This window comes from Streptomyces sp. YIM 98790 (assembly GCF_011421595.1).
GTDB lineage: Bacteria > Actinomycetota > Actinomycetes > Streptomycetales > Streptomycetaceae > Streptomyces.
Genome location: NZ_WTLH01000064.1, coordinates 16466 through 30723, shown reverse-complemented (window position 1 = coordinate 30723; position 14258 = coordinate 16466). Strand labels below are relative to the sequence as shown.

General features: G+C 74.4%; 10 protein-coding genes and 1 pseudogene. 2 read left to right on the top strand and 9 right to left on the bottom strand.

The window, feature by feature from the left end; all coding sequences use genetic code 11:
- Nucleotides 1–2: 2 nt before the first annotated feature.
- Both GQS09_RS30965 and GQS09_RS28595 read left to right on the top strand, forming a co-directional pair.
- Nucleotides 3–284, top strand: a pseudogene (locus tag GQS09_RS30965) (cupredoxin domain-containing protein); the annotation flags it as partial.
- A gap of 338 nt (nucleotides 285–622) precedes the next feature.
- On the top strand, nucleotides 623–1402 hold the full coding sequence (locus GQS09_RS28595; RefSeq protein ID WP_207957787.1) for a multicopper oxidase domain-containing protein: 780 nt from the start codon (nucleotides 623–625) through the stop codon (nucleotides 1400–1402).
- A 22-nt stretch (nucleotides 1403–1424) separates the two neighbouring features.
- Here GQS09_RS28595 and GQS09_RS13385 read toward each other — a convergent pair whose 3' ends face one another.
- From GQS09_RS13385 to GQS09_RS13345, 9 genes are all read right to left on the bottom strand, one after another.
- Nucleotides 1425–2942, bottom strand: a complete 1518-nt coding sequence (locus GQS09_RS13385; RefSeq protein ID WP_165986266.1) for an amino acid ABC transporter substrate-binding protein — start codon at nucleotides 2940–2942, stop codon at nucleotides 1425–1427.
- A 120-nt stretch (nucleotides 2943–3062) separates the two neighbouring features.
- Nucleotides 3063–5039 carry an ABC transporter ATP-binding protein gene (locus GQS09_RS13380; protein ID WP_165986265.1) on the bottom strand — a complete coding sequence of 659 codons (1977 nt, stop codon included), beginning with the start codon at nucleotides 5037–5039 and terminating at the stop codon, nucleotides 3063–3065.
- 122 nt (nucleotides 5040–5161) lie between these two features.
- A complete protein-coding gene (locus GQS09_RS13375) occupies nucleotides 5162–5767 on the bottom strand; it encodes a vitamin K epoxide reductase family protein (RefSeq protein WP_313896119.1) in 606 nt (201 codons plus the stop codon).
- Nucleotides 5764–6696 (bottom strand): cysteine synthase A, encoded by a 933-nt coding sequence (cysK, locus tag GQS09_RS13370; RefSeq protein ID WP_165986264.1) that lies wholly within the window; start codon nucleotides 6694–6696, stop codon nucleotides 5764–5766. Before cysK ends, GQS09_RS13375 begins: the two co-directional genes overlap by 4 nt.
- Entirely contained in the window at nucleotides 6623–7285 is a 663-nt protein-coding gene (gene epsC, locus GQS09_RS13365) for a serine O-acetyltransferase EpsC (RefSeq protein WP_313896118.1), read from the bottom strand. The genes cysK and epsC overlap by 74 nt, the downstream gene beginning before the upstream one ends.
- The gene (narI, locus tag GQS09_RS13360; protein WP_165986263.1) at nucleotides 7282–8061 is read right to left on the bottom strand and encodes a respiratory nitrate reductase subunit gamma; all 780 of its coding nucleotides are present in this window, start codon (nucleotides 8059–8061) and stop codon (nucleotides 7282–7284) included. Before narI ends, epsC begins: the two co-directional genes overlap by 4 nt.
- A complete protein-coding gene (gene narJ / locus GQS09_RS13355) occupies nucleotides 8058–8861 on the bottom strand; it encodes a nitrate reductase molybdenum cofactor assembly chaperone (RefSeq protein WP_165986262.1) in 804 nt (267 codons plus the stop codon). Before narJ ends, narI begins: the two co-directional genes overlap by 4 nt.
- Nucleotides 8858–10456 (bottom strand): nitrate reductase subunit beta, encoded by a 1599-nt coding sequence (narH, locus tag GQS09_RS13350; protein WP_165986261.1) that lies wholly within the window; start codon nucleotides 10454–10456, stop codon nucleotides 8858–8860. The genes narJ and narH overlap by 4 nt, the downstream gene beginning before the upstream one ends.
- The gene (locus GQS09_RS13345; RefSeq protein ID WP_165986260.1) at nucleotides 10456–14160 is read right to left on the bottom strand and encodes a nitrate reductase subunit alpha; all 3705 of its coding nucleotides are present in this window, start codon (nucleotides 14158–14160) and stop codon (nucleotides 10456–10458) included. The genes narH and GQS09_RS13345 overlap by 1 nt, the downstream gene beginning before the upstream one ends.
- Between the last annotated feature and the right edge of the window lie 98 nt (nucleotides 14161–14258).

The following is a 14258-nucleotide window of genomic DNA, read 5'->3' as shown; positions in this document are numbered from 1 at the left end:
TGGTGGTCCTGGCGGTGGCGGCGGGCGGCGCGGCCGATGTGCGCTCGCTGCCCGCCCCGGCCGCGGCCGGGGCGGCGGACACCGCGGCCGGTGAGCCGGTGGCGCCGACCGGGCGGACCACTGCGGTGCGGGTCACCGTGCGGGACATGCGGTTCGTCCCGGATGCGGTGACCGTGCCGGCCGGCGACCGGCTGGTCGTCGACCTGCACAACACCGGTTCCGACCGGCACGACCTGGTGCTGGACAGCGGCGCCCGCACCGGACGGCTGGCACCCGGCGAGCGGGAGACGCTGGACGCCGGGGTGGTGGGCCGCGACCTGTCCGGCTGGTGCTCGGTGGCGGGCCACCGCCAGACGGGCATGACCTTCACGGTCACCGTGGAGGGCACGGCCCCGGCCGGGCATCCGGAGCAGGCGGTGCCGTCGGACCGGCAGGAGGGCTCCGCCGCCGCGGAGTTCGACCCGATGGCCGCGCCCGGCGGCGGATTCACCCCGGACGACGCGGAACTGCCCGCCGCGGCCGGCGACGGCGCGCAGCCGCGGCTGCACCGGCACACCCTGACAGTCCGGGAGGAGGAGCGTGACGTGGCGCCGGGGGTCAGGCAGCGGCNGAGGAGCGTGACGTGGCGCCGGGGGTCAGGCAGCGGCTGTGGACCTTCGGCGGCACCGCGCCCGGTCCGGTGCTGCGCGGCCGGGTCGGCGACACCTTCGAGATCACCCTCGTCAACGACGGCTCGACCGGCCACTCCGCCGACTTCCACGCGGGGGCGCCGGCCCCGGACCGGCCGATGCGCACGATCCAGCCCGGGGAGTCGCTGGTCTACCGGTTCACCGCCACCCGCAGCGGAGTGTGGATGTACCACTGCGCGACCATGCCGATGTCCCTGCACATCGCCAGCGGCATGTTCGGCGCGGTGGTGATCGATCCGCCGGGGCTGCCGGCCGTGGACCGGGAGTACCTGCTGGTCCAGTCCGGGCTGTACCTGGGCGGCCGGGGCGGCACCGCCGATCCGGCGAAGGTGGCGGAACTGCGGCCGGACGCCGTGGTGTTCAACGGCTACGCCGCCCAGTACGCGCACGCCCCGCTGGACGCCCGGGCCGGGGAACGGGTGCGGATCTGGGTGCTGGCGGCCGGCCCCGACCGGCCGAGCGCCTTCCATGTGGTGGGCGGCCAGTTCGACACCGTGTTCGCGGAGGGCGCCTACCGGCTCCGGCCGGACAGCGCCGAGCAGGGGGGCGCGCAGGTGCTGGATCTGGCACCTGCCGCGGGCGGGTTCGTGGAGCTCGCCTTCCCCGAGCCGGGGACCTACCCGTTCGTGTCCCACGTCATGAGCGACGCGGAGCGGGGCGCCCGCGGTGCGTTCGCCGTGCGGGAGGAGGGTGCCGCCGGGAACGGCCGGTGAGCCGGGCCCGGACGCGCCCGGGTCATTCCAGCGGGGTGTGGTAGACGCGGTGGCCGGTGCCGCGGTCCGGTATCTCGATGACCGGCACCGGCCGCCCGCCCGGGTCGCCCTCGCGCGCCGCCGGGAACTGCAGGGTGCCGCTGGCGGCCTCGATGGCGTTCGCCTCCTTGAGCTGGAACAGGGCGGGCCGGATCTGGGCGCTGCTGGGCAGTTCCCCGCGCCGCTCGCTGTACTGGGAGCGGACCGCCAGCACGGCGGTCATCAGGGCGTCGTGGTGGGCCATGGCGTAGCCGTCGGCGAGCACCGCGGGCCGTTCCTCGCCGGGCAGGTGCTCCTGGTACGCGCGGTAGAAGGGGGCGAACCCCTTCGGGGCGCCGCTGTCCTCCTCCAGCGACCAGCGGGGGTCGTTCGCCGATGCCTGGACAACGGTGATCCCGGCGCCGTCCAGCCGGGCGACCTCCGCCTTCCCGATCACCGGGCCGGTCTCCACGAACAGCACGGTGACCGGCCGCTCGTCGCAGTACCGGCCGCGCAGCCGTTCCAGGAAGTCGTGCAGATTGCCGGTGCGCCCGGAGAACAGCACCATGTCGGCGCCGGAGCCGCAGATGTTCTGCACGATGTTGAAGAACTCCACGTACCGGTACTCGTCGGTGACGGTGGTTCCGCCGAACGGCTCCTCGCTGGTGATCCGGTCCCCCAGGTGCTCGCGGAACGCCTCGGTGAGGGTGGACACGTGCAGGTCGACGGCGTTCTCGTCCCAGACCAGGGCGGCGGTGCGCAGGTCCTCGCGGGCATCGGCGTACTCGGCAAGGGCCCGCACGAAGTCGTCGTTGGCCGGGGTGACCCGGACCAGCCCGGGGATCTCGCCGTGATTGAGGCCGGTGGCACTGGCGACCGAGGAGACCATGGGGATGCCCGCCGCGGAGAGCCGGCGCGCGGCGTCCGCGGTGTCCCGGACGCTCAGGCCCCAGCCGACGGCGGCGATCAGCGGCGCCTCGTCGTCGGTCATGCCGGTCAGTTCCCCGACGACCGGCTCCCACTTGTCCTGCACCTTCCCGGCGTTGGCCAGATGCAGCCGGATCTGCAGGCCGGGGTCGCCGAGCCGGGCCTCCGCGTCGTGGTTGGCCCGCTTCTGGGCCACATAGGCGCCCTGCAGGGAGTGCAGGACCTGCTCCGGCGACAGCGGGCCGTCCTCGTCCGGGGTGAGGGTGGAGATCAGGGCGATCCCCACCGAGGGCCGGTCGCCGCGCGCCACCCGGTCGTTCTCCTCCTTGATCAGGGACTGGATGTGCCGGTACTCCTCGTGCAGTTCCTCCGGCCCGGGCAGGAAGGCGGGGCTGCCGTCGGTGACACCGATGCACTCCCCGCCCCGCTCGGCCACCCCGGAGCCCAGCCCGCCGCAGGCCAGCAGCGGGGGGAGCCGGATCACGGCGACCACGGCCAGCACGGCCAGGGCCAGCAGGACGGCCGGCACCAGCAGCCGGGACATCAGGCGCGGTCGCGGGGCGAAGTCCTCGCCGGGTGCGGTGCGCGGGGTCATCTGCTCTCCTTCGGGCGGCTTCGGTTCCGGGTGCGGCCGGATGGCCGGGAGGCCGGTGCGGACGGGACTGCCGGGACGGACGCGGCGGACGCGGCGGACGGCGGTGACGGGGCGGGCCCGTCAGGACCACCACTGGGCCTGGCGCTCGTACTCCCGCGCGGCCCGGTGCAGATCGACCAGCCCGTCCCGGGAGTAGGGGGCCAGCGCGGCCAGCGCCCGCGCGGTCTGGGAGCAGAGGAATCCGCGGTCGGTGCCGCCGGCCGGGTCGGCCAGCACGCGCAGTGCGGCCACGGCGCGCGCCGTCCACGCCTCGGCGCTGTCCCCGGGCTCGGGGCCGGCCATCTCCAGCAGCCGGCGGAAGTGGGCGTAGGGCTCCAGCCGCCAGCGTTCCGGCGACCCGCAGGGGGCCCGGGACACCTCGGTGAGCAGCCGGAGCCAGTCGGGGCCCCCGGTGCCGGGCAGCAGCGCGGAGAGTTCCCGGGGGACCTGTTCCAGGTCGTCGGCGGCGAGCCGGTAGTACAGCTCCCCGGTGCGGTCCCCGGCGGCACGGCAGAAGCCGGCCAGCCGGGTGTGCACGGTGTGCCAGCCGGGCCCGGCGAGCCGGCGCAGCAGCAGCCGGCGCAGCACCAGGGTCCTGGAGTCCGGGGAGCCGCCGTCCGCAGCGGTGCCGCCGGCACCGCCGTCCGGCTGCCACAGGGCGGCCTGGCGCACGGTGTCCTGCCAGGCCGGGTCGATCAGCTCGTCCTGGTGGCTCAGCCAGAGCCCGTCGGTCTCGCAGCGCGCCGCGGCGCTGCACGCCAGGGCGGTGACCGCGGCTTCCGCGGCGTGCGCCTCGGGGGGCAGCAGCCGGTGCAGCAGCCGCTCCTCGGCGGTGGCGGGTCCGCCCGTGCCGCCGGCGTCCGGTTCCCGGGGCACCGGGCGGCCGAGCAGTTCGCCGACGGAGCCGGGCGGGTCACCGCCGCGCACGGTGAGCTCGGCCAGCAGCCCGGCGGTCTCGGCGTGGCCGCCGGAGAATTCGTGCACCAGCCGGGCCAGCCGCCGGTCGCCGCGGCCGGAGCCGCCGTCCAGCAGGGTCTGCACATCGGCCCGGCCGAGGTCGGGCAGCCGGTAGCGCAGCCAGAGCGGTCCGGTGGTCTCCGCCGCCGGGGCGGGCGGCCGGCCCGGCACCTCCAGCACCGACAGCAGGGGCGCGGTGGGCGCGTCGGACAGCTCCGGGAGCGGGCCGTGGGCGGTGGCGATCACGGTGAGGGGTTCGGCCGGGCCGAGCGGCGGCCGGGCCTCCAGCAGCCGGCGCAGAAAGCGGCGTCCGGCCGGGGTCCCGGCGTTGTCCAGCATGATCACCGGGGTGGCCAGGCGGCGCACCCGGCGCGGGGCGTCGCGCAGATCGGCCAGGAACGCCTCGCAGAGCAGCCGGGCGGTGAAGGCCCGGGCCGCGGCGGCCCGTTCCTCGCCGCCCTCCTCGCTGCGCGCCTCCCGGGCCCGGGCGTTGAGGGTCACCAGGGTGTCGACCGGGTGGTCGGGCAGATCCCGGTCGCGGTGCCCGAACCAGGTCTGGGCGCGTCCGGGGAAGGTGAAGCCGAGCAGCGTGTCCAGGACCCGCAGCGGCATCTGCAGGGAGGTGCCGAGCAGCCCGGTGGCCAGGCCGAGTTCCAGGTTCTGCCCGGCCACCTCCTGCAGGAAGCGGTGCGGCCAGCTGCCGTGCCGCCGCCGGCGGAGCAGCCCGGTGACGTCCTGGCGGGCCTGCTCGAAGTCCAGGTGGGTCAGGTCCTGGCCGATCACCAGCAGGCCCATCAGCAGGCGCGGGAAGCGGAGCCTGCGGTAGCGGGGCCGGCGGTGGGTGAGCGCCCCGGCGAGCACGGAGAGGGTGTGCGGGATGTCCTCGTGCCGGGGGTCGGTGAAGTCGGCCCGGCCGTACGGGATGTGCGGGCGGATCCGGCCGGCGAGCGCGTCCAGCAGCACGGTCTTGCCGCTGCCCGGCGGTCCCTCGATCAGCACGGCCGGGCGGCCGCCCGGCGGGACCGGGAAATCCGGCTGCACCAGGGCGTGCACCGCCCGGATCACGGCACGTCTTTCGAAGATCGGGCGTTGGTCCGTCACGTCTCCCCCTCCGGCCCGGCACGCAACATGACGCACGTACCCAGCGGTTGACGGGCAAACATTCCGGGCCGGAGGGCCGGGGGAACCGTGATGGAAATGTCACCGTCCGGCGCGGGCCGCGGTCATCCCGCGAAGCGCAGGAGGGCGGCCAGGGCGATCAGTGCATACCAGGCGGCCAGCACGAGCCCGTGGGTGTCCAGCAGCCAGCGCAGCGCAGGACGGGCCCGGGGCGGGAGCGGGACGATGCCGTGTTCCGTCACGTGCAGCGCCACGTACCAGAACAGGGCGATGGTGACCGTCCACACCACCATGCAGTAGGGGCACAGGGTGCCCAGGCCGGCCAGTGACTGGTAAACGAACCAGTGCACGAAGACCACTCCGGCCAGGGAGCCGGCGGCCAGCCCGTACCAGAGCACGGGGTGCAGGCGGGCGCCGCCGAGCACGGCGGCGCCGAGCGCGGCGGCCGCGGCGAAGGCGCCCAGGCCGAGCAGCATGTTGGGGAAGCCGAAGACCTCGCCCTGCCAGCTGGAGAGTGCGCCGCCGCAGGTGATGACGGCATTGACGGCGCAGGCCGGCCCGGAGTCCGGGTCGTCGCGCCGGGCGAGGCCGGCCAGGGTGAGCCCGAACGAGGCCAGCCAGCCGATGACGCCGGTGAGCAGCAGCACCAGCCCGGTCCGCCGCGCGGTGGGCGGCGGGCCGGGCGGGGCGTCCGGCGGGGCGGCGGTCACTCGTCCTCGAACAGCGGGGTGGACAGGTAGCGCTCCCCGGTGTCGGGCAGCACCACCACGATCATCTTCCCGGCATGGGCCGGCTCCCGGGCGGCGAGCACGGCGGCGTGCAGGGCGGCGCCGGAGGAGACGCCGGCCAGGATGCCCTCGGTGCGGGCCAGCCGGCGGGCGGCGGTCCGGGCGTCGGCCACGGAGACGGTCCGCACCCGGTCGTAGACGCCGGTGTCCAGGGCATCGGGGACGAATCCGGCCCCGATGCCCTGGATGCCGTGCGGTCCGGGGGCGCCGCCGGAGAGCACCGGGGACTCCTCGGGCTCCACCGCGATCACGGTGATCCCGGGCTTCTTCTCCCTGAGCAGCCGCCCCGCGCCGGTGACCGTGCCGCCGGTGCCGACGCCGGCCACCAGCACGTCGATGCGGCCCTCGGTGTCCCGCCAGATCTCCTCGGCGGTGGTGCGCCGGTGGATCTCGGGATTGGCCGGGTTGCGGAACTGCTGGGGCATGAACCAGCCGTGCTCCTCCGCGAGGGCGGTGGCCGCCTCGACGGCGCCGGGCATGCCCCGCTCGGCCGGGGTGAGCACCAGGTCGGCGCCGTAGGCCCGGAGCAGGGCACGGCGCTCCACGCTCATCGACCCGGGCATGGCCAGGGTCAGCCGGTAGCCCTTGGCGGCGGCCACCATGGCCAGGCCGATGCCGGTGTTGCCGCTGGTGGGTTCGACGATCCGGCCGCCCGGGCGGAGCAGGCCGCGGGCCTCGGCGTCCTCGATCATGGCCAGGGCGATGCGGTCCTTGACGCTGCCGCCGGGGTTGGCGGACTCCAGCTTGGCCACCAGGCGGACGGGCAGCCCGGGCGGTTCAGGGAACCGGGAGAGATCCACCAGGGGGGTGCGGCCGACGAGGGCGGTGATCGAGGTGAATATCGCCGTCATGGCGGTCCTTCTTCCGTGTTTCTTCGGTGGCCCGGGCGGCGGCCGCAGCGGTCTGCGGACGCGGGTCGCGGAGGGTGACGGTGGGGGCGGGGGCGCGGACCGCGGCGCGCGGCGGGACGTCGCTCAGCACCAGGGAGTGGGCCCCGACCACCGCGTCGTGGCCGACGGTGACCGGGCCGAGCACGGTGGCGCCGACGCCGAGCACCGCCCGGTCGCCGACCGTGGGGTGGCGCTTGGTGCCCCCGGCGTCCGTCCACCAGCCGGTGCCGCCGAGGGTGACCTGGTGGTAGAGCATCACGTCGTCGCCGATCTCCGCGGTCTCCCCGATGACCACCCCCATGCCGTGGTCGATGAAGAGGCGGCGGCCGATGACCGCGCCGGGGTGGATCTCGATCCCGGTGACCGACCGGCTGAGCTGGGACAGCAGCCGGGGCAGCAGCGGGACGCGCAGCCGGTGCAGCCGGTGGGCGATCCGGTGCGACCAGACCGCCCACAGGCCGGGATAGAGCAGCACTTCGGCCACCCGCGTGCCGTGCAGGGCGGGGTCCTTGCGGCATGCGGTGCGCAGGTCCTCCAGGATCGCGCTCACCACCGGCGGGTGCGGGCGGGGGCCACCGGCGGCACGGCCCCGTCCGGGGCGGCGGCTCCGGGGGTGCGCCGCCGCCGGTAGACCAGGTAGGGCCGCACCAGGTAGCCGACGGGCGCGCTCCAGACGTGCACCAGCCGGGTGAACGGCCAGGCGGCGAAGAGCAGCAGCGCGGTCAGGGCGTGGGCCTGGAACAGCAGCGGGGCACCGGTGATCGCCTCCGGCTCGGGCCGCAGGGTGAAGAGGCCGCGGAACCAGACGGAGACCGTGGACCGGTAGTCGTAGCCGTCACCGATCAGGTTGTGCGCCACGGTGGCGGTGATGCCGAGCAGCACGGTGGCGGCCAGCAGCGGGAAGAGCACCTTGTCGGAGCGGTCGGTGGTGGTCCTGATCCGCCTCGACAGCAGCCGCCGGGCGCACAGCATGCCGAGCCCGGTGACCATGGCCAGGCCGGCCGTGGTGCCCATCCAGACCGAGGCGTTGTGGTAGGCGTGCTCGGTGATGCCGGCCGCCTCGGTCCAGGAGGCGGGCACGGCGAGACCGACCACGTGCCCGCCGATGACGGCGAAGGCGCCGAGGTGGAACAGCGGGCTGCCCCAGCGCAGCCAGCGGTGTTCCAGCAGCTGGGTGGTGCGGGTGGTCCAGCCGAACTGGTCCTTGCGGTAGCGCCAGACGTGGCCGACCGCGCAGACGGCCAGCGCGATGTAGGGGACGGCGACCCAGAGCAGCATGTCCGGGCCGGACGGGGAGGCCGCGAGTGCGGTTGCGGCGGCGGTCATGGCAGGCTCTCCGGGTCGGTGGGCGTGACGGCGGCGGCGGGGTGGACGCCGGCGGGCGGCGCCTGGGGCGGCGGGGCGAAGGCGCCGGGCGGGGCGAACGGCATGCCGCCGGGGCCGGCGGCACCGGGGGCGCCGTACGGTTCCAGGCCGACGTCCTCGGCGGGCGGCCCGGCGGCGGCGAGTTCGGCGACCGCCCTCAGGTCGTCCTCGGAGGGCGGCGGCAGCAGGGTGAGCAGCGCGGTGAGCAGGTGCCGGTAGGGCGAGCCGAGGTCGGTCAGGGAGTGCCGGATCAGGCCGATGCCGCGGCGGTGGCGGCGCAGCGGGGCCTCGCCCGCGCCGGGCCCGGCGACCGCGGCGTACTCCAGGACCATCGGCAGGTGGTCGGGCAGTTCGCCGGGGTCGGGTTCCCAGCCGGCGGCGCGGTAGCTCTGGGCCAGGGCCAGCAGGGCGAGGCCGCGCCTGCGGGTGTCGCCGTGCAGGTAGTAGGTCAGGTAGAGGCTGCTCTTGCGCTTGAGGTCGAAGGTCTCGACGTAGTGCCGCTCCAGGTCCTCCGCCGGGGTGGCGGTGAACCAGCCGAGGAAGGCGGCGAGTTCACCGGCGGCCGGGCCGGCCGGCAGGCCGGCCGCGGCGGCGGCCAGTTCGGCGCGGGCGGCGGTGAGCTCGCGGTCCGGGTACTGCAGGAGCAGGGAGAGCAGGCGCAGGACCAGCGCCCGCTCCGCCTTCTCCCGCGGGGTGAGGGCGTCCGGGCGGCGCCCGGCCGGACGGACCCGGGCGCGGGCCGGGATGCGCAGCGGGGTCATGGCGTGCCTCCGGCGAGCTGTCCGGCGTCGGGGCCGGAGGTCCGGCGGCGCAGCACGGGGATGCCGAGCATCACCTTGCGTCCGCCGTCCGCGGGCTGGGCGGGGAAGCCGTCGGCCTCCACCGGGCAGCGGGTCTCCAGGGCGCTCAGCGCGGCGGCGTCCTCCTTGTGTGCCGCCGGGATGACGTAGCGGTCGGCGTACTTGGCCACGGCCAGCAGCCGGTGCAGGTCCTCCGCCTCGCGCGGGGTGAGGCCGGCGGAGGCCAGCGCGCCGGGCAGCCCGGCCTCGCCGAGGATCACCGACCGCATGTGGCTGCGCAGCGCGGTCAGCTTCATCAGCACCCCGGCCACCCTCTCGGTGTCCCCGGCGGTGAACAGCTCCGCCAGGTACTCCAGGGGGATGCGCAGCCGGGTGACGGCGGCGAACACGTGGTCGGGGTCGTCCTGGTTGCCGCCGGCCTCGCCGACGGCGTCCAGCACCGGGGAGAGCGGCGGGACGTACCACACCATGGGCAGGGTGCGGTACTCCGGGTGCAGCGGCAGGGCCACCTTGTAGCGGGAGATGAGCGCGTGCACCGGCGAGTTGCGGGCGGCGTGCATCCAGTCCTCGGGGATGCCGGAGGCCCGGGCGGCGGCCTTCACCCCGGGGTCGAAGGGGTCGAGGAAGACGTCGCGCTGGGCGTCCAGCAGGTCCTTCTCGTCGGTGACCGCGGCGGCCTCGCCGACCCGGTCGGCGTCGTAGAGCACCAGGCCGATGTAGCGCAGCCGGCCGACGCAGGTCTCGCCGCACACGGTGGGCTGGCCGGCCTCGATGCGCGGGAAGCAGAAGGTGCACTTCTCGGCCTTGCCGGTGGCGTGGTTGACGTAGACCTTCTTGTAGGGGCAGGCGGTGACGCACATCCGCCAGCCGCGGCAGCGGTCCTGGTCGACCAGCACGATGCCGTCCTCGGCGCGCTTGTACATGGCACCGGAGGGGCAGGCGGAGACGCAGGCCGGGTTGAGGCAGTGCTCGCACAGCCGGGGCAGGTGGAACATGAAGGTCTGCTCGAAGGAGAACCTGACCTTCTCGGCCAGGCCGGGGGCGCGCAGGTTGGGGTCGCCGCCGGCGTGCTCGGGGGCGCCGCCGAGGCCGTCCTCCCAGTTGGCGCCCCAGGTGATGGCGGTGGGCCGGCCGGTGAGCACGGAGCGCGGCGCGGCGACCGGCACGTCCGGTCCGGCCGGGGCGGAGACCAGGGTGTCGTAGTCGTAGGTGACCGGCTCGTAGTAGTCGTCGATGGACGGCAGGTCGGGGTTAAAGAACAGGGACATCAGCCGCTTGGCCCGGCCGCCGGAGCGCAGCACCAGCCGGCCGCGGCGGTCCAGCTTCCAGCCGCCCTTCCACTTCTCCTGGTCCTCGTAGCGGCGGGGGTAGCCGACGCCCGGCTTGGTCTCGACGTTGTTGAACCAGGCGTATTCCACACCGGTGCGGTTGGTCCAGGTCTGCTTGCAGGTGACCGAGCAGGTGTGGCAGCCGATGCACTTGTCGAGATTCATCACCATGGCCACCTGGGCCATGACCCGTCCGATGGGGCGTTTCCCGCGGGCTGTACCGGTCATCAGTATGCGACCTCCTGCGAGCGGCGGCGGATCACGGTGACTTCGTCCCGCTGGTTGCCGGTCGGTCCGTAGTAGTTGAAGGCGTAGGTGAACTGGGCGTAGCCGCCGACCAGGTGGGAGGGCTTGAGCAGGACCCGGGTGAGGGAGTTGTGGATGCCGCCGCGCTTGCCGCTGACCTCGGTCTTCGGCACGTTCACCGTGCGGTCCTTGGCGTGGTACATGTACACGGTGCCCTCGGGCATCCGGTGGCTGACCACGGCCCGGGCGACGACCACGCCGTTGCGGTTGTAGGCCTCGATCCACTCGTTGTCCTTCACGCCGATCTTCCCGGCGTCGGCGGTGGACAGCCAGATGACCGGGCCGCCGCGGGAGAGCGCCAGCATGTAGGCGTTGTCCTGGTACTCGGAGTGGATGGACCACTTGGAGTGCGGGGTGAGGTAGCGGACGGTGACCTCGGCGCGGCCGTCCTCGCCGAGCCGTTCGTCGCCGTAGTGCCGGCCGGTGTTCAGCGGCGGGCGGAAGACGGGGAGCTGTTCGCCCAGTTCGGCCAGCCAGTCGTGGTCGACGAAGAAGTGCTGGCGGCCGGTGAGGGTGTGCCAGGGCTTGCGGTGCTCGACGTTGATCACGAAGGGCGAGTAGCGCCGTCCGCCGGTCTCGCTGCCGGACCACTCGTAGGAGGTCATCACCGAGCGCGGCTGCACCCGGGTGTCGGCGAAGCTGATCCGTTCGGCCTCGCGTTCCGCGGCCAGGGAGGCGAGTTCGGTGCCGGTCCGCTTCTCCAGCGCCTTGAAGCCCTCGGTGGCGAGGCGGCCGTTGGTGGTGCCGGACAGGGCGAGGATGGCCTCGCACATGTCGGAGGCGGTCGCCAGCGAGGGGCGGCCGTCCGCCGCTCCGCCGTGCACCGTGCCGTTGGTGCGGCGCAGCTTCTCGATCTCCGGGCCGGGACGGACGGTGATGCCCTTGGTGGTGGTGCCGAGCGTGTCCAGCAGCGGGCCGACGGCGCGCATCTTCCCGGCGACCGCGGCGTAGTCGCGCTCGATGACGACCAGCCTGGGCATGGTCTTCCCCGGCACCGGCTCGCATTCGCCGGTCTTCCAGTCCTTCACCACTCCCCTGGGCTGGGCGAGTTCGTCGGGGGTGTCGTGCAGCAGCGGCACGGCGACGACGTCGGTTCGGGTGCCCAGGTGGTCCGCGGCCAGCTCGCTGAACCGGTCGGCCAGGGTGAGGAAGGTGTCGTAGTCGGTGCGGGCCTGCCACGGCGGGGAGATGGCCGGGGTGAAGGCGTGCACGAAGGGGTGCATGTCGGTGCTGGACAGGTCGTCCTTCTCGTACCAGGTGGCGGCGGGCAGGACGACGTCGGCGAACAGACCGGTGGAGGTCATCCGGAAGTCCATGGCGACCAGCAGGTCGAGCTTGCCCTCGGGGGCCTGTTCGTGCCAGACGATCTCCTTGGGCCGGTGTTCCTCCCGGGTCTCCTCGGCGCGCACCGCGGCGTCGGTGCCCAGCAGGTGGTGCAGGAAGTATTCGTTGCCCTTGGCGGAGGAGCCGAGCAGGTTGGCCCGCCAGACGGTGAGCACGCGCGGGAAGTTCGCCGGGTCGTCCGGGTCCTCGGCGGCGAACCGGAGCCGCCCGGCCTTGAGTTCGTCCACGATGTGGTCGGCGGCCGGGCGGCCGGCCGCCGCCGCCTCGTCGGTGAGGTCCAGCGGGTTGCGGTTGAAACCGGGGTGGCCGGGGGTCCAGCCCATCCGGACGGCCTGGGCCAGGCAGTCGGCGGCGGAGCGGCCGGCGAACCGGCCCTCGCCCAGCGGGGAGGCGATCTCGCCGGGCCCGAAGGGCTCGTAGCGCCACTGGTCGCTGGCCAGGTACCAGTAGGAGGTGCTGGTCATGTGGCGGGTGGGCCGGTGCCAGTCGAAGGCGAAGGCCAGGTGCTGCAGCCCGGTGATGGGGCGGATCTTCTCCTGGCCGACGTAGTGCGCCCAGCCGCCGCCGTTGACGCCCTGGCAGCCGGTCATGGTGGTCAGGGCGAGGAAGGCCCGGTAGATGGTGTCGGAGTGGAACCAGTGGTTGGTCCCGGCACCCAGCGCGATCATGGAGCGGCCGCGGGTGCGTTCGGCGTTGCGGGCGAACTCGCGGGCGATCCGGGCGGCCTGTTCGGCGGGGACGGAGGTGATGGCCTCCTGCCAGGCGGGGGTGCAGGGCTCGGCGGCGTCGTCGTAGCCGGCGGGCCAGGAGCCGGGCAGGTCGCGGCGGCGCACCCCGTACTGGGCCAGCATCAGGTCGAAGACGGTGGTGACGAGCCTGCCGCCGACCCGCCGGGCGGGCACACCGCGCACCAGTACGCCGCCGCCCTCGGTCTCGCCCTGGTCGAAGCGGGGCAGGGCGACCTCGACGTTCTTGTCCGCCCAGTCCAGCACGGTCAGTTCGGGGACGGTGTCGCCGAGGTCCAGGTTCCAGCGGCCCTCGCCCTCGGTGCCCCAGCGGAAGCCGAGGGAGCCGTTGGGCACCACCGGGTGGCCGGTGGCCTCGTCCAGCAGCACCGTCTTGAACTCGGCGTTCTCGCTCTCCGCCGCGGGTCCGCCGAGGTCGGCGGCGGTGAGGAAGCGGTCGGGGACGTGGCGGCCGTCGCGCTCGCGCAGGGTGATCAGGAACGGGGCGTCGGTGTAGTGCCGCAGGTACTCCTCGAAGTAGGAGACCCGGCGGTCGGTGAGGAACTCCTTGAGGATGACGTGGCCCATGGCCATGGCCAGGGCCCCGTCGGTGCCGGGGTGCGGGGCCAGCCACTCGTCGGCGAACTTGACGTTGTCGGCGTAGTCGGGGCTGACCGCGACCACCTTGGTGCCGTTGTAGCGGACCTCGGTGAGGAAGTGGGCGTCCGGGGTGCGGGTGACGGGGATGTTGGAGCCCCACATGACGAGGTAGCCGGTGTTCCACCAGTCGGCGGCCTCGGGCACGTCGGTCTGGTCGCCGAAGCTCTGCGGGGAGGCGATCGGCAGGTCGGCGTACCAGTCGTAGAAGGACAGCAGGGTGCCGCCGATCAGTGAGTGGTAGCGGGCGCCGCCGGCGAAGGAGGCCATCGACATGGCCGGGATCGGGGAGAAGCCGGCCACCCGGTCCGGGCCCCAGGTCTTGACGGTGTGCACCTGGGCGGCGGCGATGAGCTCGGCCGCCTCGTCCCAGTCGGCGCGCACGAAGCCGCCCTTGCCGCGGGCCCGCTTGTAGGCGCGGGCCCTGGCCGGGTCGCCGGTGATCTCGGCCCAGGCGGCCACCGGGTCGCCGAGCCGGCGGCGGGCCTCCCGCCACATCTTCAGCAGGGCGCCCCGGATGTAGGGGTAGCGGACCCGGCTGGGCGAGTAGGTGTACCAGGAGAACGACGCGCCGCGCGGGCAGCCCCGCGGCTCGTACTCCGGGCAGTCGGTGCCGATGGAGGGGTAGTCGGTCGCCTGGTGTTCCCAGGTGATGATCCCCTCCTTGACGTAGACCATCCAGGAGCAGGAGCCGGTGCAGTTGACCCCGTGGGTGGAACGCACGACCTTGTCGTGCGCCCAGCGGTCCCGGTAGAAGCCCTCCCACTGGGGGTCGCCCTCGCCGAACACGGCCCGGCCGTCCGCCGACACCTCGCGGCGGCTCAGCAGCCGCCGGGAGGCCAGGGGCCAGTTCTGCCGGGCGCGGGCAGGGCTCCGCCCGGCGTTGTTGTCATCTGCCATGGCGGACACGCTAGGCGGGCGGGATACCCCCGCCGGGTGGGCCGAAGGTCCCCGGCCGGGTCCCGACCGGCCCCCGTTCCGGCCTCGATGTATGACCC

Bases quoted from the DNA above. Each gene is read 5' to 3' on its own strand.
- narJ (WP_165986262.1), bottom strand. From the start codon at position 8,861: ATGACCCCGCTGCGCATCCCGGCCCGCGCCCGGGTCCGTCCGGCCGGG.
- cysK (WP_165986264.1), bottom strand. From the start codon at position 6,696: ATGACGGCGATATTCACCTCGATCACCGCCCTCGTCGGCCGCACCCCC.
- narH (WP_165986261.1), bottom strand. From the start codon at position 10,456: ATGACCGGTACAGCCCGCGGGAAACGCCCCATCGGACGGGTCATGGCC.
- narI (WP_165986263.1), bottom strand. From the start codon at position 8,061: ATGACCGCCGCCGCAACCGCACTCGCGGCCTCCCCGTCCGGCCCGGAC.
- GQS09_RS13385 (WP_165986266.1), bottom strand. From the start codon at position 2,942: ATGACCCCGCGCACCGCACCCGGCGAGGACTTCGCCCCGCGACCGCGC.
- GQS09_RS13345 (WP_165986260.1), bottom strand. From the start codon at position 14,160: ATGGCAGATGACAACAACGCCGGGCGGAGCCCTGCCCGCGCCCGGCAG.